The sequence below is a fragment of the uncultured Maribacter sp. genome, from assembly GCF_963974015.1.
Classification (GTDB): domain Bacteria; phylum Bacteroidota; class Bacteroidia; order Flavobacteriales; family Flavobacteriaceae; genus Maribacter.
In genome coordinates this window covers 931,824-957,051 of record NZ_CAXBBZ010000001.1, presented here as the reverse complement: position 1 = coordinate 957,051, position 25,228 = coordinate 931,824, and the positions used below count along the sequence as shown (strand labels likewise).

21 protein-coding genes are annotated in these 25,228 nt (G+C 36.2%); 17 read left to right on the top strand and 4 right to left on the bottom strand.

What is annotated here, in order from left to right; genetic code table 11:
* The first annotated feature begins 104 nt into the window (after positions 1-104).
* Positions 105-1,115, top strand: coding sequence for a class 1 fructose-bisphosphatase (gene fbp, locus AACZ41_RS04175; RefSeq protein WP_339626840.1), 1,011 nt, complete (start codon positions 105-107; stop codon positions 1,113-1,115).
* 49 nt (positions 1,116-1,164) lie between these two features.
* On the opposite strand, the gene AACZ41_RS04170 is transcribed toward fbp, so the two are convergent.
* Positions 1,165-1,587: a TerB family tellurite resistance protein gene (locus AACZ41_RS04170; protein WP_339626838.1), complete on the bottom strand. Its 423-nt coding sequence runs from the start codon at positions 1,585-1,587 to the stop codon at positions 1,165-1,167.
* A 102-nt stretch (positions 1,588-1,689) separates the two neighbouring features.
* Between AACZ41_RS04170 and AACZ41_RS04165 the strand changes: the two genes are divergently transcribed.
* The 13 genes from AACZ41_RS04165 (at position 1,690) to AACZ41_RS04105 (ending at position 18,184) form a co-directional block, all read left to right on the top strand.
* Positions 1,690-2,715 (top strand): ligase-associated DNA damage response exonuclease, encoded by a 1,026-nt coding sequence (locus tag AACZ41_RS04165; RefSeq protein ID WP_339626836.1) that lies wholly within the window; start codon positions 1,690-1,692, stop codon positions 2,713-2,715.
* A complete protein-coding gene (locus tag AACZ41_RS04160) occupies positions 2,712-4,349 on the top strand; it encodes an ATP-dependent DNA ligase (RefSeq protein WP_339626834.1) in 1,638 nt (545 codons plus the stop codon). The genes AACZ41_RS04165 and AACZ41_RS04160 overlap by 4 nt, the downstream gene beginning before the upstream one ends.
* Positions 4,349-6,817 carry a ligase-associated DNA damage response DEXH box helicase gene (locus tag AACZ41_RS04155; RefSeq protein ID WP_339626831.1) on the top strand — a complete coding sequence of 823 codons (2,469 nt, stop codon included), beginning with the start codon at positions 4,349-4,351 and terminating at the stop codon, positions 6,815-6,817. The genes AACZ41_RS04160 and AACZ41_RS04155 overlap by 1 nt, the downstream gene beginning before the upstream one ends.
* Before the next feature lie 14 nt (positions 6,818-6,831).
* A complete protein-coding gene (pdeM, locus tag AACZ41_RS04150) occupies positions 6,832-7,503 on the top strand; it encodes a ligase-associated DNA damage response endonuclease PdeM (RefSeq protein WP_339626829.1) in 672 nt (223 codons plus the stop codon).
* 58 nt (positions 7,504-7,561) lie between these two features.
* On the top strand, positions 7,562-8,365 hold the full coding sequence (locus AACZ41_RS04145) for a tryptophan-rich sensory protein (protein WP_339626827.1): 804 nt from the start codon (positions 7,562-7,564) through the stop codon (positions 8,363-8,365).
* Positions 8,366-8,492: 127 nt separating this feature from the next.
* Positions 8,493-11,861: a transcription-repair coupling factor gene (gene mfd, locus AACZ41_RS04140; protein ID WP_339626825.1), complete on the top strand. Its 3,369-nt coding sequence runs from the start codon at positions 8,493-8,495 to the stop codon at positions 11,859-11,861.
* 1 nt (position 11,862) lies between these two features.
* Entirely contained in the window at positions 11,863-12,195 is a 333-nt protein-coding gene (locus AACZ41_RS04135; RefSeq protein ID WP_339626823.1) for a TerB family tellurite resistance protein, read from the top strand.
* A 7-nt stretch (positions 12,196-12,202) separates the two neighbouring features.
* Entirely contained in the window at positions 12,203-13,483 is a 1,281-nt protein-coding gene (locus AACZ41_RS04130; protein ID WP_339626821.1) for an APC family permease, read from the top strand.
* Positions 13,484-13,603: 120 nt separating this feature from the next.
* Positions 13,604-14,617, top strand: a complete 1,014-nt coding sequence (gene yiaK, locus AACZ41_RS04125; RefSeq protein ID WP_339626819.1) for a 3-dehydro-L-gulonate 2-dehydrogenase — start codon at positions 13,604-13,606, stop codon at positions 14,615-14,617.
* Between the two features lie 62 nt (positions 14,618-14,679).
* Positions 14,680-15,948 carry a serine hydrolase domain-containing protein gene (locus AACZ41_RS04120; RefSeq protein ID WP_339626817.1) on the top strand — a complete coding sequence of 423 codons (1,269 nt, stop codon included), beginning with the start codon at positions 14,680-14,682 and terminating at the stop codon, positions 15,946-15,948.
* A 108-nt stretch (positions 15,949-16,056) separates the two neighbouring features.
* The gene (locus AACZ41_RS04115; RefSeq protein WP_339626815.1) at positions 16,057-16,386 is read left to right on the top strand and encodes a TerB family tellurite resistance protein; all 330 of its coding nucleotides are present in this window, start codon (positions 16,057-16,059) and stop codon (positions 16,384-16,386) included.
* 4 nt (positions 16,387-16,390) lie between these two features.
* Positions 16,391-16,720, top strand: a complete 330-nt coding sequence (locus AACZ41_RS04110) for a hypothetical protein (protein ID WP_339626813.1) — start codon at positions 16,391-16,393, stop codon at positions 16,718-16,720.
* 144 nt (positions 16,721-16,864) lie between these two features.
* Positions 16,865-18,184: a TlpA disulfide reductase family protein gene (locus AACZ41_RS04105; RefSeq protein WP_339626810.1), complete on the top strand. Its 1,320-nt coding sequence runs from the start codon at positions 16,865-16,867 to the stop codon at positions 18,182-18,184.
* On the opposite strand, the gene AACZ41_RS04100 is transcribed toward AACZ41_RS04105, so the two are convergent.
* Together AACZ41_RS04100 and AACZ41_RS04095 are read right to left on the bottom strand one after the other, a co-directional pair.
* The gene (locus AACZ41_RS04100) at positions 18,181-18,840 is read right to left on the bottom strand and encodes an aspartate kinase (protein ID WP_091624014.1); all 660 of its coding nucleotides are present in this window, start codon (positions 18,838-18,840) and stop codon (positions 18,181-18,183) included. The genes AACZ41_RS04105 and AACZ41_RS04100 overlap by 4 nt on opposite strands.
* An 89-nt stretch (positions 18,841-18,929) precedes the next feature.
* On the bottom strand, positions 18,930-19,289 hold the full coding sequence (locus tag AACZ41_RS04095; RefSeq protein WP_339626805.1) for a YraN family protein: 360 nt from the start codon (positions 19,287-19,289) through the stop codon (positions 18,930-18,932).
* Positions 19,290-19,478: 189 nt separating this feature from the next.
* Between AACZ41_RS04095 and AACZ41_RS04090 the strand changes: the two genes are divergently transcribed.
* A complete protein-coding gene (locus AACZ41_RS04090; protein ID WP_339626803.1) occupies positions 19,479-20,972 on the top strand; it encodes a DUF1800 domain-containing protein in 1,494 nt (497 codons plus the stop codon).
* 11 nt (positions 20,973-20,983) lie between these two features.
* Positions 20,984-22,687, top strand: coding sequence for a DUF1501 domain-containing protein (locus tag AACZ41_RS04085; protein WP_339626801.1), 1,704 nt, complete (start codon positions 20,984-20,986; stop codon positions 22,685-22,687).
* A gap of 59 nt (positions 22,688-22,746) precedes the next feature.
* Here AACZ41_RS04085 and AACZ41_RS04080 read toward each other — a convergent pair whose 3' ends face one another.
* Entirely contained in the window at positions 22,747-22,926 is a 180-nt protein-coding gene (locus tag AACZ41_RS04080) for a hypothetical protein (RefSeq protein WP_339626799.1), read from the bottom strand.
* A 210-nt stretch (positions 22,927-23,136) separates the two neighbouring features.
* Here AACZ41_RS04080 and metG point away from each other — a divergent pair, with 210 nt between their 5' ends.
* Positions 23,137-25,215: a methionine--tRNA ligase gene (metG, locus tag AACZ41_RS04075; protein WP_339626797.1), complete on the top strand. Its 2,079-nt coding sequence runs from the start codon at positions 23,137-23,139 to the stop codon at positions 25,213-25,215.
* Positions 25,216-25,228 lie beyond the last annotated feature (13 nt).

Sequence of the window (25,228 nt, the reverse complement as noted above, 5' to 3'; positions counted from 1 at the left end):
GTTACAAATAAAACACAAAGTTATAAATTTAAAAAATGAAATTAAAACCAAACTTGAACGTTTAACAAAATATCGGATATTTGTATATAACTATAAACCAAAGAATGTTACCTAAAAAAAATCAAACCCTTGGAGAGTTTATCATTGAAAATCAAGATTCTTTTCAATATTCTTCAGGAGAACTTTCAAAACTCATCAATGCCATTAGATTAGCAGCGAAAGTTGTAAATCATGAAGTAAGTAAAGCTGGTTTAATTGACATATTAGGTGGGGTCGGCGAGACTAATATTCAAGGAGAGGATCAGCAAAAATTAGATTTATTTGCGAATGAAAAATTTATTCAAACCTTAAAAAATCGCGAAATTGTTTGCGGCATTGCATCAGAGGAAGAAGATAGTTTCATAAGCATCAACAGTAATGATGATAATCATCAGAACAAATATGTTGTACTTATCGACCCTTTAGATGGGTCTTCGAATATTGATGTTAATGTGTCTGTTGGGACTATTTTCTCTATATATAGAAGGATTACGCCTGTTGGCACGCCTGTTACCATAGAAGACTTTTTACAACCCGGCAATAAACAAGTCGCTGCAGGATATATTGTATACGGCACTTCAACAATGTTGGTCTATACGACCGGTGACGGCGTAAATGGTTTTACTTTAAACCCTGCCTTGGGTACTTTTTACCTGTCGCACCCCAACATGAAATTTCCAGAAGATGGTACTATCTATTCTGTAAATGAAGGTAATTATGTCCATTTTCATAAAGGTGTAAAAGACTATATTAAATACTGTCAGATGGAAGAAGGCGATAGACCTTACACGTCTAGATATATTGGTTCGCTAGTTTCGGATTTTCATAGGAACATGATAAAAGGTGGTATTTACATGTACCCGAAAAGTAGCATAACCCAAAGTGGCAAACTTAGGCTGTTATATGAATGCAACCCAATGGCCTTTATAGCCGAACAAGCGAATGGCCTTGCAATTGGAGGAGTAAATCGTATTATGGATATTGAACCCACTGAATTGCACCAGCGCGTTCCGTTCTTCTGCGGAAGCCGCAATATGGTTGAAAAACTTCAAGAATTTTTAAATAAATATCAATAAAAAAAGGGAGCAAAATGCTCCCTTTTTTTATTTTCTTTCTTTTGGTACGTTAGTGATTAACAAGGTATAGATAATCGTCAAAATCTATTTTACCACCAAAAATTTCAATAGAACGCTCAATAACTTTATCAGCTTTTTCACCTGTAAAGCCCATTCCAATGGCATATTTTTTGACCAAAATCATTTCCTCATTATCTATTCCATGATCTGTATAAATAATACGAAAGAAGTCAAAAAGCCTTTCTAAACGCTTTTCTGCATCGTGGGAAGCATCTATCGGGTATTTATTTTCCTTTTTCATTACCTCCTCAAATTCTGATTTGGTAATGTCCAATTTAGTTGCGAAACGATCTAACATATTTTTTTCTTCAATACTTAGTTCACCGTCAATGGACGCTAAAGTTGCTAAAGCGGCAAAATGGGCTAAATTTCTTCTATGCTCACCACTTGTATATAAATCTGCAAAAGACATATCTTATTTTTTAATTATTGAGCAAATATAATTTTTTTAGAGGTCAAAGTTTACATCTGGCACAAGTTTGTTGTTTTCAAAAAATTGTAACTTTCGTAGGCTATGAAATCACCCCTTTTACAATTTACTAGTAATGGCATATACTGTGAAAAGGCCCAAATTTACCTCGATCCTTGGAAACCTGTTGACAAAGCCATCATTTCTCACGGCCATGCCGACCATAGTCGGTATGGACATAAACAGTACATTACACACCATAGAAATGTTCCCATTATTTCACATCGATTAGGTGAAATCAATGTGGTAGGAAAAGATTGGGGAGAATCTTTTACCATTAACAATATAAAATTTAGTCTACATCCAGCAGGTCATATAATTGGATCTTCTCAAATACGTGTAGAACACAAAGGTGAGGTCTGGGTATTTACCGGTGATTACAAAACGGAAAATGACGGAATTTCAACTCCCTATGAACCCATTAAATGCGATACGTTTATCACCGAATGTACTTTCGGATTACCAGCTTTTAAATGGACGCCACAAGTTGAAGTTTTTGAGAATATAAATAATTGGTGGGCAGAAAATAGAGCCGAGGGCAAAACATCCATACTCTTTGGCTATAGTTTAGGCAAAGCACAGCGATTATTGAAATACCTGAATACAGACATTGGAGAAATATATACACATGGCGCTATAGAAAATATGACCGAAGTATTGAGACCATATGTAGATTTTCCGAAAACAACACTCATCACCAAGGAAACTAAAAAAGAACAACTGTTAGGAAATATAGTATTGGCACCACCAAGTGCTCATGGTAGTACTTGGATTAGAAAAATGGTCCCATACGTAACCGCGTCAGCTAGTGGATGGATGACTTTTAGAGGTGCCCGTAGACGTAGGGCCATAGATAAAGGCTTTGTACTTAGCGATCATTGCGATTGGCCCGGACTTTTAGAGAGTATTGAAGCTACTAGAGCTGAGAAGATAATTTGCACACATGGATATACGGATATATTTTCAAAATATCTACGTGAGCAAGGTTATGATGCCCGAACCGAGGCAACACAATATGGGGAGGAAGAAACAGAAGCTGCCTTAGCTTCAAAATCTACCGCTACAGCATGAAAAATTTTGCACTCCTCATAAAAATATTGGACAGTACCAACAAAACTACGATTAAGGTACAGGCATTGACCGATTACTTTCTTAAAGCTAACGATGCCGATAAAGTATGGACAATTGCCATACTCTCTCACCGCAGGCCACCACGACCGGTTAATTCGACCCTTCTTAGAACTTGGGCATCAGAATTAGCACAAATTCCTTTATGGTTATTTGAAGAGAGCTATCACATTGTAGGTGATTTGGCAGAAACTATTGCCTTGGTCATACCTACGGCTAATCAATCTTCAAATAAAAGTCTGACCATATTTTTAGAGGAAATGATTGCCTTAAAAAAGAAGACCGATAATGATAAAAAAACCTATATCTATGAAAACTGGAAAGTTCTCAATTATTACGAACGCTTTGTTTTCATAAAATTAATCACTGGCGGATTTAGAATTGGAGTCAGTCAAAAATTAATGACCCGTGCTTTGGCAAAAGCCACTGAAATAGATGAAGATATTTTGGCCTACAAATTAATGGGTAATTGGGACCCGAACACCATCACTTTTCAACAGCTTGTACTTGAAAAAAATGAAAGTGACTATCTCTCTAAACCCTATCCTTTTTACCTAGCGTATGCTATAGAAGGGGAAGCTTCAGATTTAGGTGACATTCAAGAATGGTCAGCAGAGCATAAATGGGATGGTATACGTTCGCAAGTAATCTTAAGAAATGATGAATTATTTGTTTGGAGCCGCGGCGAAGAATTGGTAACCGACAAATATCCCGAATTTGAAAAATTTATTGGCACTATACCAAATGGTACGGTCATAGACGGCGAAATACTTCCTTTCCCTAAAGGAAACATTGGCGCGTTTAACGATCTACAGACCCGTATTGGCAGAAAAACTATATCCGCGGCATTATTAAAAAAAGTACCCGTTATTTTAAAAGCCTATGATGTTTTAGAATGGAAAGGAAAGGACATAAGAAAACTCCCTTTTATTGAACGTAGAGAAATTTTGGAGGAATTATTTAAAATGGTAACCAATGAAAATAATCAAAACAAGGTTATAGAGGGAAGCCAAATTGATATTCCACTTTACTTATCTGAAGCAATGCATTTTAGTTCTTGGGATGAATTAGCGCAGGAAAGAGACCGTTCTCGTGAAATGCATAGTGAAGGACTTATGTTGAAAAGAAAGGATTCGCCGTACTTGGTAGGACGAAAAAAAGGCGACTGGTGGAAATGGAAAGTAGACCCATTAACCATAGATGCGGTACTCACCTACGCCATGAGAGGTCACGGAAGAAGAAGTAATCTTTTTACCGATTACACCTTCGCCCTTTGGAATGAAAACGAGGAAGGTGAAAAAGAATTAGTCACATTTGCTAAAGCTTATTCTGGATTAACGGATACGGAATTTGGAAAGCTGGATGCCTGGATTAAAAAAAACACCTTAGAACGATTTGGTCCCGTACGTAGCGTTACTCCTTACCATGTTTTTGAAATTGCTTTTGAAGGTATCGCTTTATCAAAACGACATAAAAGTGGCATCGCTACCCGTTTCCCAAGAATGTTACGATGGAGAAAGGATAAAAATATTCATGAAGCGAATACTCTTGAGGATTTAAAATTATTAATCCCCTAATGAACAGAGAAAAACTCTACGATATCGCTAAAAATTGGTTCCAAGAACAAAATTGGAAACCTTTTAAATTCCAAAAAGACACTTGGAAGGCTTTTCTACAGGGTAAAAACGGGCTATTAAATGCCCCAACAGGCAGTGGAAAAACTTACGCGCTCTGGTTTCCCATAGTTTTAAATTACATTAAAAACAATCCAGATTACAAGACCAAACACAAAAAGGGTTTAAAAGCTATTTGGATTACTCCACTACGTGCACTATCTCAAGAAATAAAACAGTCGGCAGAACGTATTACACTGGATCTAGGTACACAAATGACCGTTGGTATTCGCTCGGGAGATACTTCTACCAAAGAGCGGGCACAACAAAAAAAACAAATGCCAGATTTGTTGATCACCACACCAGAAAGTTTACAGCTATTACTGGCAACTACTGGTTATGATAAAATTTTTAAAGATTGCACCGCTATTGTTGTTGATGAGTGGCATGAAATTCTAGGTACTAAACGAGGTGTACAAATGGAGCTTGCCCTGTCCCGATTAAAAAATGTTTCTCCACATTTAAGAATATGGGGGATATCTGCAACCATAGGTAATTTGGAACAGGCTCGAGATGTTTTATTAGGAATTGAATCACATGCTTTGGACAACTCCGTTCTTATAAAAGCCGATCTCAACAAAAAGATTACCGTCAAAAGTATCATTCCAAAAAAAATGGAAACCTTTCCATGGCGTGGTCATTTGGGGCTTCATTTGCTAGAAGATGTTATCCCCATAATCAATTCTAGTAAAACCACTCTACTGTTCACTAATACGCGGAGCCAATGTGAAATTTGGTTTCAGAAAATATTGGAAAAACACCCTGAATATGCCGGTGAAATGGCAATGCACCATGGTAGCATAAATAAAGAAACCAGGGTTTGGGTAGAAAATGCTATTAGAAATGAAAGTTTAAAAGCAGTAGTGTGCACCTCAAGTTTAGATCTGGGGGTCGATTTTGCCCCAGTAGAAACTGTTATACAAATTGGGGGACCAAAAGGGGTTGCCCGTTTTCTACAACGTGCAGGTCGCAGTGGCCACAGTCCAGGAAAGGAAAGTGTTATTTATTTTTTACCCACACATGCCATAGAATTGATAGAAGCGTCTGCATTACAAAAAGCGGTAAAACAGAACACGGTTGAAGATCGCATGCCCTACCTCAACAGTTACGATGTGCTTTTGCAATATTTGACCACCTTGGCAATTTCAGACGGATTCTACCCAAAGGAAATCTATAAAGAGGTTAAAAAGACTTTCTGCTACCAAGCCCTTACTGAAGATAAATGGCAATGGTTGCTGAACTTTTTGGTCATGGGGAGCCAAAGTCTGCAGAGCTATGATGAATACAAAAAAGTAGAAATAGAAGATGATGGTAAATTCAAAGTGAATAATCGTGGTGTGTCAATGAGGCACCGATTTCAGATCGGCACCATTGTGGGTGATGTCAATTTAGCTGTGAAATATCAGAAAGGGGGCTACATTGGTTCTATTGAAGAATTCTTTATATCTAAATTGAATAAAGGTGATGTGTTCACTTTTGCAGGCAGAAACTTAGAATTCATCCGCATTAAGGAAATGACAGTACAAGTACGGAACTCCAATAAAAAAACCAATAAAATTTCTAGTTGGATGGGTAGTCGCCTAACCCTATCGGCACAGATGTCAGAATTACTGAGAAATGAGCTGTATAGCTCCGGCGAAACTCTAAAAAATCAATCTGCAGAAATAAGAGCATTGGCACCGCTTTTTGAGCGGCAACGAAGAGACAGTATAGTACCGAAACCGTCAGAGTTTTTAATCGAAACTTTTAAGACCCGTGATGGCTATCATCACCTATTTTATCCTTTTGAAGGTAGATTTGTCCACGAGGCTATGGGCAGTTTATTGGGTTATCGCATTAGCTTGCTTTCGCCGATCACTTTCTCACTAGCATTCAATGATTATGGTTTTGAACTGTTATCTGACCAACCAATAGATATTCAACAAGTTCTGGATAATGATTTGTTTACCACAGATTTCATGTCAGATGATTTGCAAAAAAGTCTAAATGCAACAGAAATGGCACGCAGAAGGTTTAGAGATGTTGCTATCATCAGCGGCATGGTTTTTACCGGCTACCCAAAGAAAGGCATTAAAATGAAGCATTTACAAAGCAGTTCTCAATTACTGTTCGATGTATTTAGAGATTATGAACCAGATAATTTATTGTTTCAACAAGCCTTTACCGAAACTTTTGAACATCAATTGGAAGAAGGTCGTTTACGATTATCTTTAGAACGTATTGCTACACAAGATATCGTTTGGAAAGAGTGTGCAAAGCCTACACCTTTTTCATTTCCGTTAATAACGGACCGTATGAGTCGCGAAAAATTATCAAGTGAAAAATTGGCTGACCGTATTAAAAAAATGGCGGCTTTATTGATGAAGAAATAGGTAATTTTGCATTCATGACCCATTTGATTTCTCTTCATGAACAATCGTTTGAAATGCACTTCTCTGGCGCATTATTCTGGAAAGGGCAATCAATGCTGTTAATCAGTGATGTTCATTTGGGCAAGGTTTCACATTTTAGAAAATATGGCGCTGCCGTACCACAACAAGCGGTACAGCAAAATTTTGATGCTTTGACCTCGGTAGTGGAACACTTTGAACCCAAAACAGTTCTTTTTTTAGGCGATCTATTCCATTCTACCCTAAATATAGAATGGACTTTGTTTGAAGATTGGGTACAATCAACCAATGCAGAAATTATTTTGGTAAGCGGTAACCATGATATTATCTCTCCGCTTAAATATGAGGGATTGCATATAACAGTAATACCTGAGCTTATTTTAGAGTCTTTTCTATTAACGCATCACCCAGAAGAACGGGATGGTCTATTTAATTTTTCGGGACATATACACCCAGCAATTCGCTTAAGAGGTTTGGGAAGACAATCTGTAAGACTACCATGCTTTTATAAAAAGGACCATCAAATGATACTACCGGCATTTGGGGAATTTACGGGCACTTATACACTAGAACCGTGCGATAATTGTGAAATTTTCGCCCTTTTAGGTGACGAAGTACTGCAAATACCTATAATAGAAGTGAAAAAGAAACGTTACCACCGAAAATAGTTCGTTTAATGTGATAAAGAACATAACTTTATAAGATAACCCGAATAGCTTTACTGTGATGAAAAAGATACTATCCGTTCTTAATTTGGCATCTGTTATTTTAGTCATTGCCGTAAACTATATTTCTCAGATAATGCAGTTTAACGGCACAACAATTGGCGAAATTAGCTCAAGGTATGTCAACCTGTTTACGCCCGCTAGCTATGCCTTTGCCATTTGGGGAATCATATTTCTAGCATTATTGGCCTATGGCATTTTTCAGGTTCGAAGAGCTTTTTTCAGTAAAAAAGAAAGCATATTCATTGAACAAACAGGATACTGGTTCATTCTTGCCAATATTTTAAATTGTTGTTGGGTATTTGCCTTCGTTTATGACTACACAGGCCTTTCGGTACTTATCATGTTCGGTATTCTCATCTCACTTATAAAAATAATATTGAACACGAACATGGAGCGCTGGGATGCTCCCATTACTACCATTGCATTTGTTTGGTGGCCAATTTGCCTTTATAGTGGATGGATTTCTGTCGCCACCATCGCTAATATTTCAGCATATTTAAGCAAACTTAACTGGAATGGCGGTTTATTTTCTGAACAGGCCTGGACAATTAGTATGATTGTGGTGGCTATAACCCTTAATTTATTAATGATTTGGAAAAGGAATATGCGCGAATTCGCTTTAGTTGGCATATGGGCTTTATTCGCTATATATATTAGACATGAAGGCTATTATAATTCTATCGCAAACACAGCTTTGATTGGAAGTATCATTCTTTTTATAGCTATTACCGTACATGCATTTAAAAACAGGAGAACAAATCCGATTAAAAAATTCCAAGAACGTTTTAATAGTCTCCCCTAAACAATTGTTTGTATTATAATCGTTTTTATATCATTTAAAATTCATACCCAAACCTCAAAATAGTATACTAAAAATTACGCCCAAATCGTTCCTTAGGTATTCTTATATTTGCACAAATTTTAAATTGTTGAGTCATTCCTCTATCCAACAACAGTACAATCAGTCTCCCCAACTAGGGAAACTGCAGAAAACTATTGCCGATTCTGAAAATTCGGGAATAAAAAACATTCAATTAAAAGGGCTTGTAGGTTCATCTCTATCCTTTGTTTTAGCAAATGTTTTTAAAGATTCAGAACGTCCTTTTCTAGCCATATTCAATGACAAGGAAGAAGCCGCTTATTACTTAAATGATTTAGAGCGCCTTATTGGCGAAGATGATGTTCTTTTTTACCCAGGTAGTTATAGGAGACCCTATCAAATTGAAGAAACCGATAATGCCAATGTTCTTTTACGTGCCGAGGTATTAAATAGAATAAATTCTAGAAAAAAACCGGCGGTTATTGTTACGTACCCCGATGCGCTTTTTGAAAAAGTGGTAACGCGTAAAGAGCTTGATAAGAACACCTTAAAAATGAAATTAGGAGATACGCTCTCCTTAGATTTTTTAAATGAAATCTTATTCGAATATAAATTTAAGCGGGTCGATTTTGTAACCGAACCCGGCGAATTTTCGGTACGGGGCGGTATTGTTGACGTGTATTCGTTTTCTCACGATGAACCATATCGTATTGAGTTTTTTGGTGATGAAATAGATAGTATTCGAACCTTCGATGTTGAAACACAACTTTCTAAAGAAAAGGTAAAGTCAATAACTATTGTGCCGAATATGGCCAACAAATTTTTAACGGAGAAAAGGCAGAGCTTTTTAACCTATGTTGCATCAAAAACATTGGTTTTTGCAAAAAATACTGACTTGCTATATGACCGTTTAGATGATTTCTTTGAAAAGGCAAAAGAAGCTTTCACCAAACTCTCGAGAGATATTAAACATGCAGAGCCAGAAGAATTGTTTATGGGTGGTACAGAATTTAGAAAGCACCTTTCAGATTTCACCCTTTTAACCCAAAATTCTAAACGCAACTCTGAATCTCTGATAGAATTTCATATTAAACCTCAACCTTCATTCAACAAGAAGTTCGACTTGCTCATCGAAAATCTTAACGGTTACCGTGAACAAGGGTATACCAATTATATTTTTTGCGCCAGCGAACAGCAGGCAAAACGATTTCATGACATTTTTGAAGAAGTAAACGAGCAGGTCCATTATCACATTATTGTATTTCCATTATTTCAAGGTTTTGTCGATGACGACCAAAAATTAGTTTGCTATACCGACCATCAAATTTTTGAACGATATCATAAGTTTCATGTAAAAAACAGTTATGCAAAAAAGCAAGCCATTACATTAAAAGAACTGAACAAACTTGAAATAGGTGATTATGTTACTCACATTGACCATGGTATAGGTAAGTTCGGTGGACTTCAAAAAATAGATGTAGAAGGCAAAAAACAAGAAGCCATAAAACTGATGTATGGCGAGCGTGATATTTTATATGTAAGCATACATTCATTACATAAAATTTCGAAATTCAATGGTAAGGATGGTACACCACCAAAGATTTACAAATTAGGCTCTGGTGCTTGGAAGAAAATTAAGGACAAGACGAAGAGTCGAGTCAAGAAAATTGCCTTTAACCTTATAAAGGTTTATGCAAAACGAAGACTGGAAAAAGGATTTCAATACAACCCGGATAGTTACCTACAGAACGAACTAGAAGCCTCTTTTATTTATGAAGATACACCAGACCAAAGTACGGCTACCGAAGATGTAAAACGGGACATGGAAAGTGAGCGACCTATGGATCGTTTAATATGTGGAGATGTAGGATTTGGAAAAACCGAAGTTGCCATTCGAGCCGCTTTTAAAGCCGTTGATAACGGCAAGCAGGTAGCGGTTTTAGTACCGACCACAATTTTAGCATTTCAACATCACCGTACTTTTACGGAACGTTTAAAAGACATGCCAGTAACGGTAGATTACTTGAACAGATTTCGTACGGCAAAAGAGAAAAAAGATACTATAGAAAGACTAGCTGCCGGTAAGGTCGATATCATTATTGGTACACATCAGTTGGTGAACAAGAATGTAAAATTCAAGGATCTTGGTCTATTGATAGTTGATGAAGAACAAAAATTCGGTGTTGCCGTAAAGGATAAACTTAAATCCATCAAGGAGAATGTTGATGTACTCACCTTAACCGCAACACCAATTCCTCGTACACTTCAGTTTAGCTTAATGGCTGCTCGTGACCTTTCTACCATTACGACTGCCCCACCGAATAGATATCCTATTGAAAGTCAAGTTGTGCGGTTCAATGAAGAAATAATTCGAGATGCCATTAGTTATGAAATTGAACGAGGCGGGCAAATTTTCTTTATCCATAATCGCATTGAAAATATCAAGGAAGTAGCTGGTATGATTCAGCGTTTGGTACCCGATGCAAAAGTAGCTGTTGGTCACGGGCAAATGGAAGGAAAGAAATTAGAAGCCCTTATGCTAGGTTTTATGAATAGCGAATTCGATGTTCTAGTTTCTACGACCATTGTAGAAAGTGGTTTAGACGTTACCAATGCAAATACCATATTCATCAACAATGCCAATAATTTTGGTTTAAGCGACCTACATCAAATGAGAGGTCGTGTTGGCCGTGGCAATAAAAAAGCATTTTGTTATTTCATAACTCCGCCTTACGAAGTAATGACAAACGATGCCCGTAAACGAATTGAAGCTCTAGAGCAATTTACCGAATTAGGAAGTGGTTTTAATATTGCTATGAAAGATTTGGAAATAAGGGGTGCAGGAGATTTATTAGGAGGTGAACAAAGTGGTTTCATCAACGAAATAGGTTTTGAAACCTATCAAAAAATATTAGCAGAAGCTATTGACGAACTGAAAGAAAATGAGTTTAAAGACTTGTATGACGAGGTTGAAGGTCCGCATGAGAAAATTTTTGTCAAGGAAACGCAAATCGATTCAGATTTTGAATTACTCTTCCCAGACGATTATATTAACAATATAACTGAAAGACTTACCTTATACACTGATTTAAATCAAGTTAAGGATGAAATTGCTCTTCAAAAATTCGAAGCACAATTAGTAGATCGTTTTGGTGAATTACCAGATCAAGCAGCAGACTTATTAAATTCTGTTCGTATAAAGTGGATCGCAAATAGTATTGGTTTGGAGAAAATAGTCATGAAACAAGGCAAAATGATTGGTTATTTCATTAGCGACCAACAGTCAGCCTTTTATCAGACACCTAACTTTACAAGGGTTTTACAATATGTTCAAGCGCACGCACAGCAGTGTAAAATAAAAGAGAAACAGACCCGAAACGGATTACGTTTATTATTGGTTTTTGAAAACATACGATCCGTAGATAGGGCATACTTGGCGTTGAAGCCATTCGAAATAAAAGAAAAACAAATTGTTTAAAATGAAATTTGATATATCTGAAAAATTGGCAATGGTCAATGTAATAGATTCTGTAATCGTGGCAGATGGTGAAGTTCATAACGGCGAAATCAATGCATTGAGCAAATTGATGGAAATCATTGATTTTGACAGTAATTTTTTAATTCAAGCCCGAACGATTGATACCGAGCAAAGTATTGTGATTCTTAAAGGAATGCCACAAGAAAAAAAAGATAGGCTTGTGAAAATTTTAGAAGATGTTGCGCTATCTGATGGTTTCTTTCATGATAAGGAAAACGATGTTATAAATCATATTTATAAATCTATCGGTATTGCGAAAGTGCATAAGAATTAACAAAAAAATGAGTGGTAATATTGGCCTTAAAGAAGCAATGTCCATCGGCATCGGTGGCATGGTGGGCGGTGGTATCTTTGCTGTTTTAGGATTAGCCGTTTCACTAGCCCATGGTGGCACACCAATCGCTTTTCTTGTTGCAGGTATTCTCGCACTTATCACATCATATAGTTATGTAAAACTTTCTCTGGTTTACCCTGATAGAGGGGGAACTGTAAAATTCATAAATCAAGGTTTAGGAATAAACGTTTTTAGTGGCGGACTTAATAATCTACTTTGGGTCAGTTATATAATAATGCTTGGGCTTTATGCATCTGCTTTTGGGTCTTACGCTCCAAATCTTTATTCTGTTACGAACAACACTGCTTTAGATTCGCACATATATGCTAGCGGAATAATACTATTGGCCACTGGTATAAATTACTATAGTATAAATGTTGTAAGCAAGATCGAGTCTTATGCCGTTTTTATAAAACTTATTATACTTATTGGGTTTATCGGTATAGGAATCTACGGCCTAATTGGTAATCCTAATTTAGAGCAGTTCAACTTCACACATTGGGAAAGTCCGCTAGACCTTTTTACAGGAGGCATGGTTATTTTTGTTGCATATGAGGGTTTTGAACTTATTGCTAATTCTGCTTCAGATATTAAAGACCCTAAAAAAAATATCCCAAGGGCATATTATTGGTCGGTGATATTTGTTATTCTACTCTACATCGTTATAACTATTGTTACCATAGGTTCTTTACCTTTTGAAAAAATCGCCAATGCTCAAGACTATGTATTGGCAGAAGCCGCAAAACCAATGTTAGGCGAAATAGGTTTTACTATAATGACCATAGCTGCATTGATTTCAACATTTTCAGCCATTAACGCATCTCTTTATGGCGGCAGTAGAGTTAGTTATGAAATTGCAGAAGATGATGAATTACCTCACGAATTAACGAGTCAGTTATGGAACCAGCCAGTCGGATTGATGATAACTGCCGTATTTACCTTACTATTGGTAAACATGTTGGATTTAGAAAGTATTTCAACTTCTGGAAGCGTTGGTTTTCTACTTATTTTCGCCGTAGTAAATTTTAGTGCGTATAAATTATCGGCAAAAATAAAAGCAAAAAAAATCATTACTTTAACTGGCTTTGTACTTTGCCTACTTGCTTCTTCAATACTTATCGTTCAACAATATGCTACGAACAGAACAGGCGTCATCGTTTCTTTATCTATAATAATCGCTTGTTTTCTGATGGAGTTGTTTTACAAGAGGAGTCGCAATAACAACTAACTAATCTAATACCTCAATCTTTTCATTTTGCACTTGGCGCTAAAAAGAATTATGTAATTTCAAAAAAATTCTTAACTATTGTATCTTAACGAAAGAAACTAATTTTAAATAATACGTACGTTGAGCGAAGTAAAAATTTCATCTCATGAAATGAGAAGGGTTTTAGAATCTGCATTCCACAAATATTCTTTCTCAAAAGAACAGGCCGAAATATTGGCGAATACACATACCGAAAGTTCATTAGACGGTGTTGATTCACACGGTATTAACAGAGTGCCTATATTTTTAGATTATGTTAATAAAGGTCTGGTAAAAATAGATTCCATCCCAACACTAATAGCATCAATGGGAAGTATTGAAAGATGGGACGGTAACCTTGGCTCAGGTATTTTGAATGCTATCTCCTGTACTGACAGGTCGATTTTATTAGCAAAAGAACATGGCATGGGTATGGTAGCACTACGCAATACAAATCACTGGATGCGTGGTGGAACTTATGGATGGCGAGCATCTGAACAAGGCTGTATTTCAATTATGTTTACCAATACCACACCCAATATGCCAGCTTGGGGAGGCAAAGAAAATAGAATAGGAAATAATCCTTTGGTTATTTCTATACCTAGAAAAGAAGGTCACATAGTTTTAGATATGGCACTCTCGCAATTTTCATTTGGCAAAATGGAGAACCTGCATTTAAAAGGTGAACAATTACCATTTCATGGTGGCTGGGACACTAATGATCAACTAAGTAAAAACCCTAAAGATATTATGGCTTCCGGGCGTGCACTACCTATTGGGTATTGGAAAGGCTCTGCACTGTCTATGGTTTTAGATATGTTGGCTACCTTGTTATCCGCTGGAAATTCTACCTATAAAATTGGTCAAAAAGGTTCTGAAACTGCTGTTTCACAAGTGTTTTTATGTATAGACCCAAGTTTTTTCACAGATAGTGAATTACAGGAAAAACTAGTGAATGAAATCATACAATATACTCATGATGTTCATCCTATGAAAAAGGGAGGTTCTACATTTTATCCTGGTGAACGTACTTTAGCCACTAGGGAAAAAAATAATAAAGAAGGTATGCAAATTAGTGCTAAAATATGGGAGCAAGTTCTCTCATTGGCAAAGTAATCAAATTGCAATCACCTTATAATTTTTAGTACTTTTAGAAAACACTCATTCAACAATCTAAAATGAAAAAACTATCCTTCCTTTTTATACTGTTCTTATTTATATCTGCCTGTAAAGAATCTCCAAAAGAAATGGTGGGTGCAGAGCCAGTAATCATAACTCCTTCGGCGAAGGCAAGAATAGATTCAGTACTTCAAAATTTTGTAGATGCTAAAAATATTGCGGGCTTATCAGCACTTATTTTTGAAGAAGGTCAAGAAGTATATTACAATGCCTTTGGCTATGCAGACCTAAATGCAAAAAAACCAATGGACCGGAATACAATTGTTCAAATTTATTCCATGACCAAACCTATTACGGGTACAGCATTAATGACCCTTTACGAACAAGGTAAGTTTAAGTTGGACGATCCAATCTCAAAATACCTTCCAGAATTTTCAAATATGACTGTTTACACAGGTGTAGATTCAAACGGAAATGTGATGACCGAACCACTTAAAAGAGAAGTGAGTATAAGAGATATTACTAGGCATACCGCAGGTTTTCCTAACAGAGCAGACATTCCCGGACTGAGTGAACTTATGATAAAAGCTGATGCAATGAATCGCGAAAATACCCTAACCCAAATGGGTGAAAAAATGGGAAAAGTTCCATTATGGTTTCAGCCAGGTACACAATGGGAATATGGCCCATGTGTTGATGTACAAGCATTATTGGTAGAACGTATAGCAGGCATACCTTATGGGGAATATGTCAGAAAAAATATTTTAGACCCACTAGAAATGAGTGAAACCAGATATTATATCCCTAGTGAAGATAGAGACCGTTTTGCAAAACTATATATAAGAAAAGGTGAAGGTGAATTAGTTCAAGATTCTATAACCTACAGTAATTATACTGAACATTGGCCACTTACCCGAGGTGGTTCTGGTCTTACCTCAACTTTAGACAATTATATGCGTTTCGCCCAAATGCTAGTTCATGAAGGTAGTTTAGATTCCGTTAAAATTTTAAAACCAGAAACTATTCAACTTATGGCAACAAATCAATTGGCAGATAGTGTTACCGAACGTTCTTGGTTACCTACTAAAGGCCAAGTTGGTTTCGGTATCGACTTTGCCGTACGGGTAGCACCACCAAAAACACCTGAAGAAAATAATGGCGTAGTGGGTGAATTTTACTGGGATGGAGCTGCATCTACTTTATTTTGGGTAGATCCAGTTAACAACTTAACCGCCATTCTTTTTGTACAGCTTTTCCCTTATGACCAAATAGGTCTTCATAAACAGTTTAGAGATGCTGTATACGGCCCATATTCGTTTGGAAAATAATACAAAGTTCTATCCCCTTATAAGTTTTAATAAACTTCTAAAACTCGTTAATAAAGTACATTCAAAATTTCTGGGGTTTTGCTTATCTTTCTACTCTAAAAATAAAACATGAAGTTTGAAGAGTTTGTAAAAGCAGCCTTTGTAAAGATGATATACGAGGTTATACAGGCAGACGGTAAAGTTCACCCCGCAGAATTAGAAATACTAAATGAACTTAAAAAAACATTAGGTTTTGATGATGCGTTTTTAGAACGAACTAAAAAGCTAGATTACGATAATGCTCTTGTTACCCTTTATAACATAAGTCATGAGCAAAAGAAAGCTTTGGTGAAAATTTTAGACGAGGTAGCCATATCTGACGGGTCGGTTCACAAAAAAGAAATGGCCTTAATCATAGATACATTCATTAACATTGGTTTAGGGGAAGAAACAGAATAGCAGTATGGAATTTACAAGAGAGGAAAAATTAGCTGTAGTTAAAATGGTAGATTATGTAATATTAGCCGACAGTAAAGTAGATCCTGCTGAAATGAATTTACTTACTCAATTAATGGTACGATTTAGTTTTGATAGCTTTTTTATTGGGCAGGCGAGAAATTTAAATAAAGACAAAGCTTTTAAAACTTTAAGTCTAATGTCTTTGGGCAAGAAGAAAATATTGGCCCAACTTTTAGATGAAGTTGCCATATCCGATGGCTTTGTTCATGAAAAAGAAATCATTAAAATAACAGAAGCTCTTGGCCACATGGAAATTGGCAGAGAGTTATCATAAAAGAATTCAAGTACCAATCGATTAACTTAGCCGATTAACCATTGTAGCTCATTATCAACTAAAAGTTATTAAACAAGACCTTTAGCACATCAAAATATAATTGTTTTTAAGAAATTCTGGTCCGATAATTGTTTTTCCTTTTCTATGAAAGTTTTTATTATTTACTGCATCTTATTTATTTCAATTGGGTTAAACGCTCAAGGTTCTATTTCTGGTAATTTCTCTCCTGCAAAAGATTTCAAATGGTTAATAGCCTATGAATTGACCCCAGGTGGTGAACGATACACCGCAGACACAGCAGTAAAAGACGGTTCTTTTAGCTTAGAAATGCCTATTAATGCACAACCCGGAATGTATAGATTGGTGTATGCCGTACCACAAAATGAATTTTATATTGATGTTATCTATGATAAAAAGGAGGAGGTAAAATTCAATTATAACATTCAAGACGGATTAACAATTACTAATTCAATAGAGAATAAGTGGTTCAATGAATATTTTTCTAAAATCAAAATAGCCCAAGACAGGCTAATGGATTATTATGAAAAAGGAAATGAATCGAAGAGGGATTATTCTGATATTATTAAAGAGTTAAAAACCATTCAAAAGTCCTACGAGGAAAACCATGCCAATACTATAGCCCATAAATTCATAAAGGCGAATAGGTCTTATCTTCCCGAAGATTATGAAGATTTAGAAACATTTCTAAAACATAAGAAGGAACACCATTTTGATAATGTAAATCTAAACGACCCAATTCTACAAGGCTCTAATTTTCTCACCGATAAGATTGCCAGTTATATTTTCTCTGCCATACCAACAGATATTGCAACCCAAGATGCAGTAGAAATAGAAGTAATTAAAAATGTAAAAGCTGTTGCTGACATTATTAAGAACACTCCTATAAACTTTCAAACAAAGGCCTTGCATCAAATTTGGGAAATAGCCGAAGCAAATACTATGGGTTCTGTGCAAGATTATACGTTCACAAATCATTTAAAAAAATTAGCTATTACCAATGGAAATCAAAAAATCGTTGATGATATTGAATCTGCTTCGAGACTTAGAACAGGAGTGAAATCACCCGAGATTACTTGGGAAACAAATGGAAAAAAATATGCTCTTTCTACTATGGAAAAAGCAGAAAACTACTTATTGGTATTTTGGAGCAGTACTTGTTCACATTGTCTTAAAGAACTACCAATATTACATAAAGAGTTAAAGGGTTTTGATTCTTTAAAAGTACTAGCCATAGGATTAGAAGATGACGAACTAAATTGGAAAAAGGTATCTGCTACCCTACCCGATTTTAGCCACGCCATCGCTCTTGGAAGATGGGAAAGTGATTATGCCAAAACTTTTGGTATTCAAAGCACTCCCACTTATTTTATTTTAGATAGCGAAAAACGCTTTATCGCAAAGCCTGAATCGGATAAAGAAGTTGTTGAATTTTTAGAAAATTAAAGCGACTTTAAATCTTTTATAGTTTTGAAAGCTATATCAACTTGTTCATCGTTCACAAGAATGGTAAACTCATTTGTAGTAGAAATAACTTCGTAAAGTACAATTCCTTCCCAAGCTAAACGTTGAAATATGAAGTAGTAAATACCTGGAACAGAAACGTTTTCTGCTGGTAATTTCACCGTTATTGATGAGAGTTCTTCTGCTTTTTGAGTGCATTTTTCATCTTTGAACAATCGCTCAACGGTCTTGTCCATCACATTACTAATAACAATGTTTATTTCATTCACACCTCGACTAGAGGTATAAAAAACATCTTGGTTATTGTTGATTTCTTCAAGCAACTTGGCTTGATGTACCAATATCTTATCCGAAGCTAGAAAAGTATAATCTGTAAGTGAAGAACGTACGGTAATCTCGCCTATATTCTTTAGAACCTTTAATATCTTATGGGTCGCTCTAAATTCTAGATCATCAGATAATCTTTTTAATGCCATTACGATGGCGCCATTACGAATGTCTTTACCTAATTCGTGTTCAATTTCTGGTTTTACTATTCTTGATAATGATGTAAGGTTGATGATACCTTGTGCTAGAGCACTTTGCAGAAATGGTTTTTTCTTAATGTACTCTTCTACGACTGATGAGATTGTTTTCATTGTACTAATTGGTTGTTATGCAAATATAACAACTTGTTATAAATAAAACAAAATGTATTTAAATAAAATCTACTGATCCGGTAGATTACTTAAAAATGATAGAATGCAGACTCTAAATGCTCTAGTTCAAAGCGACGTTTATTCTTAAGAATCGTAATAATATCAAAGCGAACATCAACATCCAAATCATTATCGGTCACATAATGATTTGCAGCCATCACCAACAACTTGATTTTCTTTGGAGTTACCGTTTCTGCTATATTCTCAATATAATCAGATTTTCTAGACCTCACTTCAACTATAGCCAAGAGGCCTTTCTTAGCTGCTATAATATCAATTTCAGCCTGTAGGTATCTATAGTTCTTATAATTAATAGTATATCCTTTTTTTATTAGATAGTCAATCGCTATTTGTTCGCCTTCTTTACCAAATTCATTATGTTTTCCCATAATAACCCCTCAATATTGTGCAATTCATCGAAAATACCAGTCTTTCGACGCTTTTTTGTTAATAAATATCGTTATTTAGATTTTGAGTTTCGAAAATATATAGTTTAAAATACTATACCAAATTTCGAAACGTTTAGATTAAGAGCCCCAACTCTGCGAACCGTAATACAAACGCCTTTTTTTAAGATTATGGAATATTTCATTAATTGTAATACTTCTACTCTTGCTCCGTATACTGCTAATTTAGACCAATTAAGAGCATCACATTTATATAGAAGACTAGGATTCAGTGCCTCGGTCGCTACTATTGATCAAGCTACAAGCCAATCTGTTGCAGCTTTAGTAGATAATTTAGTAGATCAAGCACTAAACATGGCACCACTACCAGCACCAGCATGGGCGAATTGGACCAATGCCAATTATCCTGAAGATGACGATGCCCGTAACCAATTGAAGAATCAGCAGAAATCTGAATTTCAATTAGATTATGCGAATGGATTATTAAATAATAATCTAAGAGATCGGCTAAGCTTTTTCTGGAGCAACCATTTTGTAACAGAACTAGAGGTCTATAATTGTAATTCTTATTTATATGAATACATCAATTGTCTACAGCGAAATTCACTAGGTAACTTTAAAACTTTTGTAAGTGAAATAGGGTTGACCAATGCCATGTTATATTATTTGGATGGAGTATTCAACAATGGTAACAATCCTAATGAAAATTATGGCCGTGAGTTATATGAGCTTTTCACTCTAGGTGAAGGCAATGGATATACAGAAGAGGATATTATAGAAACTGCTAGAGCCCTAAGTGGTTATGTTGAACGCAGTGATATAGGCTGTTCACCAGTAACTTTTGATGCCACTAAACATGATGCAGGATCCAAAACTATTCTAGGGCAGACCGGTAATTGGGGTTATGATGATGTTATCAACATTCTTTTTGATCAACGAGCACCAGAAATAGCAGAATTTATCTGTCGTAAATTATATGAGTTTTTCGTGCACCCAGATTCTAAAGATGAAGCAAATAATGCACAAACTATTATTGATGGTATGGCAGCAACCTTCGTATCTAATGACTTCGAAATCGCACCTGTCTTACGACAGTTGTTTAAAAGTCAACATTTCTTTGATGACGAAGCAATTGGTGTAATCATTAAAAGTCCGATAGATTTTTATTTCAATACCTTAAAAGAAACTGATTTCAGCTACACAGATACAAATGTTGCCGAAATGGTCAACTACAGTGCTCTGCTGAGCCAAGAAATATTCGAACCTTTTGATGTGGCCGGATGGCAACGTGATAGATCTTGGATCAATACCAATTTTATGATCGGGCGTTGGCTTACTATTGAAAGTATATTGGAAAATTTTTATATGGCCGATAATGAACAATTTAGAAGATTAGGGTTAGATATCTCCGGGAATGCCGGTTTAACAAGTACTAATCCAGATACTGTTGCTAGATTAATCATTGACTTTATGCTCCCCAAAGGACTTTTAGATGAACCTGAATACGCAAAAGCATTCGCAATATTCAGAAGTGATATTGAAGAAGTATACTATGAAGGTGGTAACCAAGAATCTTGGACATTGGGTACTTGGCAACAAGCTCCTTTTCAAGTATATCTCCTATTACAATATCTAGCTAGACAACCTGAGTTTCAATTAAAATAACACCTACAGTTATGTGCAATACACACCACTCCCCATATAAAGGTCTTCAACATGAAGGTCATGATGACGAACATAAAACATGGAGCCGCCGCTCATTTTTACAAGCAATGGGCATTGCCGGTTCTGGGTCTATGATGCTCGGCGCAAACATGTTAACAGCTTCAGCGCCATCACCCTTAACAGCAGGTATTGCTGCTGCTGAAACAGACAATATTCTGATATTAATAAGGCTATCGGGGGGTAATGATGGACTAAGTACCGTTATACCTTTAGAGCAATATGACAGCTATGCCAATGCACGACCAAATATTTATGTTCCTGAAAGCAAAGTATTAAAACTTACCGATGAATTTGGTGTTCCATCTTATATGAATGCTTTGGCGCCCATGTGGCAAGAAGGTCAATTTAAGGCTGTACATGGTGTAGGATATGAAGGGCAAAGTCTTTCACATTTTACAGGTTCTGATATTTTTGCCAATACCGATATAGAGACAACAGGATTTAGTGGATTAAATACTGGATGGATGGGTAGACATTTCGAAAATATTTATCCAGATTACTTAATAAACCCACCAGCAGCCCCTGCAGCCATTCAAATCGGTCAATTCGGTAGTTTGGTCTTTCAAGGTGACGAAACTAATTATGCATTTGTAACCTCGAACATAGATCAATTGGAGGAAATCGCAGAATCTGGAGTTGTATATGGTTTAGACGATTCACTTTTTAACAATTGCATGTATGGTGACCAACTTAAATTTTTAAGAGGGGTTGCCAATACGACGTACGAATACTCAGGACTCATTCATGAGGCTTATGAAAGAGGACAAAATCAAGTAGAATATCAAGAAAACGGCTTTGCACGCCAATTGGCGCTTATAGCCAGATTAATAAAAGGAAACTTAGGCACAAAAGTATTTATGATTTCAATGGGCGGGTTTGACACCCATGGTAACCAACCTCAAGCTCATGCGCGATTAATGACAACTTTATCGGTTGCAGTTAACAATTTCTACGAAGATTTAGCATTTACGCAACAAGACGATAAGGTATTGAGTATGACTTTTTCAGAATTCGGTCGACGTATTTTTGAAAATGGTTCTAACGGTACCGATCATGGCAAAGCATCCCCAACATTATTCTTTGGTTCAGGTTTAAATGGTAGTGCTTTTGTTGGCGACCACCCAACATTAGATGACCCAGACGGACGTGGAAATTTAGAGTATACGATGGATTTCAGAGACCTATATGCAACAGTTCTTGCAGAATGGCTTTGTGTAGATGTTCCTTTAGTGGAGGCACATTTATTGAACTACAAACCTTATGTACCCGTTGATTTAGGCTTTAGCTGTAGTGGTGAAGCGTTCCCAGAAATAGCATATAGCGATGGTGAGGTTACGCCACCTGTAGCACCTGAGGAAGAAGCTGAAACACCTTTTAATCCAGATTTGTTGAATGCCGTTGTTCACAAACCATTTTATCCAACGGATAGTACACCACATATTTATCTAGAACTGCCTTTTTCGGCACACGTAGATATTCAACTTTTTAATATCCTCGGTCAACGAGTCGGCACTGTTTTTAATGAAATGATGTTCGAAGGGTCTACCGAAATAAATATACGAGAGCGCATGCCCGAACAACTATCAACCGGAAAGTACATATATCGTATTAGTGTACAGAATCAAAAGATGAGTAAATCCGTGATGGTAGCTTAAATTGTTTCCCACTTTTATAAAAAGACCCTATTCAATATGTGTGAATAGGGTCTTTTTATTTAAGCTGATTTCGATTTGTCATTCTTCGTTTTAAAAGACAGTTCCTTTTTTACTCTATGGTTCTTATCCTTATGCACCAAAGCGATATTGTTTAAATCGGCTTCTACATTTTTTACGGCTTTCTCTATCTTTTGCAAGCCTTCAGCGAATCTTAAATTTTTAGGATTGCCAACACTCATATCATTTATATTTTTGTAATCAATCAAGTATTTTCTTACAATAAAACAGTTTTTATAAATCCTTCGTATAAATAATCGATAAGACACACTGTTTATCATCTATTTTAATTAAAATATTACCATTTAATCTATTTAAGTGCTAATTACAAATGGTAAGTATTTGGTGATTCTCCCATCAAATTCTGTATTTTTGTAGCTTAATTTATTTTGATGTCCGATATTAAATCACCCACACGATATACCATAACAGCAGCATTACCTTACACCAATGGTCCTATACACATTGGTCATTTGGCAGGTGTTTACGTACCAGCGGATATTTACGCCCGATATCTTCGTTTAATAGGAAAAGATGTAGCCTTTGTTTGCGGAAGCGATGAACATGGTGTTGCCATTTCAATGAAAGCTAAAAAAGAAGGTGTTACACCAAAAGATATTATAGATAAATACCACACAATAATTAAGCAGTCTTTCTTAGATTTCGGAATTACGTTCGATAACTATTCTAGAACATCTGCACCTATACATCATGAAACGGCATCGGAATTCTTTATAAATCTTTATGAAAAAGGCGATTTTATTGAAGAAACTACAGCTCAGTTATATGATGAAGAAGCGCAGCAATTTTTAGCAGATCGTTTTGTAATCGGTACCTGCCCCAAATGTGGTAATGAAGAAGCTTACGGCGATCAGTGTGAAAATTGTGGGTCTAGCTTAAATGCGACCGATTTAATAAATCCCAAATCAACTATAACAGGTACAATACCTACCACTAAAGAAACGAAACACTGGTTTTTGCCTTTAGATAGGTATGAGGAGTTCTTAACCGACTGGATTTTAAAAGGACATAAAGACGATTGGAAACCGAACGTATACGGTCAATGTAAGTCATGGATCGATGGTGGTCTAGAACCAAGAGCGGTAACCAGAGATTTAGATTGGGGTATACCGGTACCTGTAGAAGGGGGCGAAGGCAAAGTACTTTATGTATGGTTTGATGCACCTATCGGATACATTTCATCTACCAAGGAATGGGCCGCACGTGAAGGCAAGGATTGGGAACCATATTGGAAAGATGAAAACACTAAATTGGTTCATTTTATAGGAAAGGATAATATCGTTTTTCACTGTATCATTTTCCCATCGATGTTAAAGGCTGAAGGAAGCTATATTCTACCTGATAACGTTCCTGCCAACGAATTTTTAAATTTGGAAGGTAACAAATTATCGACCTCGAAAAATTGGGCGGTTTGGTTGCACGAATACTTAATTGATTTTCCAGAATTACAAGATTCGTTACGTTATACGTTAACAGCGAATGCCCCAGAAACTAAGGATAACGATTTCACTTGGAAAGATTTTCAAGCCCGAAATAATAATGAATTGGTTGCTATTCTAGGAAATTTCATAAACCGAGTAGTTGTATTGACCAATAAGTATTATGACGGAAAAGTACCAGCTGCTGGAAGTTTATCTGATGTTGATACAGAAACCCTTGAGCAACTTCGCAAGTTTCCAGAAACTATCTCTAGCTCAATAGAGCGCTATCGATTTAGAGAAGCCGGACAAGAATTAATGAACCTAGCGCGTTTAGGAAACAAATATTTGGCCGATGCCGAACCTTGGAAAGTAATTAAGGTAGATGAAGAGCGTGTAAAAACAATCATGAATGTTGCTTTACAAATAGCAACAGGCTTGGCCGTTCTGAGCGAACCATTTTTGCCATATACCTCCACTAAGCTTAAAAACATTCTCAATATAAAGTTGAGTGCTGTAGAAGGCCTAAGTTGGAAATCAGTTTCAACAATCGAAACAATTCTCCCTGCAGACCATCAGATCAATCAAGCTGAATTACTTTTTAGAAAAATCGAGGATAGTGAAATTCAGGCACAATTAGACAAGTTGGAGGCCACCAAAAAAGCGAACGCGAACGAAAATAAAAAACTAATGCCCCAAAAAGATACCATTACCTTTGATGATTTTTCTAAGCTAGACATGCGTGTAGGTACCATCATCGAAGCCGAAAAAATGGCTAAGGCCAAAAAGCTTTTAGTTTTAAAAGTAGATACCGGTTTAGATGTACGCACTATAGTTTCCGGTATTGCAGAAAGTTTTACTCCAGAAGAGATTGTAGGCAAAAAAGTAACGGTATTAATCAATTTAGCACCTCGTGCCCTTCGTGGCGTAGATAGTGAAGGAATGATTTTAATGACCGAAAATACCGATGGAAAATTGGTATTCGTGAATCCTGATGAAGATGGAGTAGGGAATGGTTTGGGTATTAACTAATCTTTAGCTAAAA

What these genes read in the sequence shown, in the direction of transcription:
- AACZ41_RS04135 (WP_339626823.1), top strand. Translation starts at nt 11,863, where the DNA reads ATGAAATTTGATATATCTGAAAAATTGGCAATGGTCAATGTAATAGAT.
- AACZ41_RS04160 (WP_339626834.1), top strand. Translation starts at nt 2,712, where the DNA reads ATGAAAAATTTTGCACTCCTCATAAAAATATTGGACAGTACCAACAAA.
- AACZ41_RS04145 (WP_339626827.1), top strand. Translation starts at nt 7,562, where the DNA reads ATGAAAAAGATACTATCCGTTCTTAATTTGGCATCTGTTATTTTAGTC.
- AACZ41_RS04120 (WP_339626817.1), top strand. Translation starts at nt 14,680, where the DNA reads ATGAAAAAACTATCCTTCCTTTTTATACTGTTCTTATTTATATCTGCC.
- fbp (WP_339626840.1), top strand. Translation starts at nt 105, where the DNA reads ATGTTACCTAAAAAAAATCAAACCCTTGGAGAGTTTATCATTGAAAAT.
- metG (WP_339626797.1), top strand. Translation starts at nt 23,137, where the DNA reads ATGTCCGATATTAAATCACCCACACGATATACCATAACAGCAGCATTA.
- AACZ41_RS04080 (WP_339626799.1), bottom strand. Translation starts at nt 22,926, where the DNA reads ATGAGTGTTGGCAATCCTAAAAATTTAAGATTCGCTGAAGGCTTGCAA.
- pdeM (WP_339626829.1), top strand. Translation starts at nt 6,832, where the DNA reads ATGACCCATTTGATTTCTCTTCATGAACAATCGTTTGAAATGCACTTC.
- AACZ41_RS04090 (WP_339626803.1), top strand. Translation starts at nt 19,479, where the DNA reads ATGGAATATTTCATTAATTGTAATACTTCTACTCTTGCTCCGTATACT.
- AACZ41_RS04165 (WP_339626836.1), top strand. Translation starts at nt 1,690, where the DNA reads ATGAAATCACCCCTTTTACAATTTACTAGTAATGGCATATACTGTGAA.
- AACZ41_RS04130 (WP_339626821.1), top strand. Translation starts at nt 12,203, where the DNA reads ATGAGTGGTAATATTGGCCTTAAAGAAGCAATGTCCATCGGCATCGGT.
- AACZ41_RS04155 (WP_339626831.1), top strand. Translation starts at nt 4,349, where the DNA reads ATGAACAGAGAAAAACTCTACGATATCGCTAAAAATTGGTTCCAAGAA.
- AACZ41_RS04105 (WP_339626810.1), top strand. Translation starts at nt 16,865, where the DNA reads ATGAAAGTTTTTATTATTTACTGCATCTTATTTATTTCAATTGGGTTA.
- AACZ41_RS04095 (WP_339626805.1), bottom strand. Translation starts at nt 19,289, where the DNA reads ATGGGAAAACATAATGAATTTGGTAAAGAAGGCGAACAAATAGCGATT.
- AACZ41_RS04110 (WP_339626813.1), top strand. Translation starts at nt 16,391, where the DNA reads ATGGAATTTACAAGAGAGGAAAAATTAGCTGTAGTTAAAATGGTAGAT.
- AACZ41_RS04085 (WP_339626801.1), top strand. Translation starts at nt 20,984, where the DNA reads ATGTGCAATACACACCACTCCCCATATAAAGGTCTTCAACATGAAGGT.
- AACZ41_RS04115 (WP_339626815.1), top strand. Translation starts at nt 16,057, where the DNA reads ATGAAGTTTGAAGAGTTTGTAAAAGCAGCCTTTGTAAAGATGATATAC.
- AACZ41_RS04100 (WP_091624014.1), bottom strand. Translation starts at nt 18,840, where the DNA reads ATGAAAACAATCTCATCAGTCGTAGAAGAGTACATTAAGAAAAAACCA.
- AACZ41_RS04170 (WP_339626838.1), bottom strand. Translation starts at nt 1,587, where the DNA reads ATGTCTTTTGCAGATTTATATACAAGTGGTGAGCATAGAAGAAATTTA.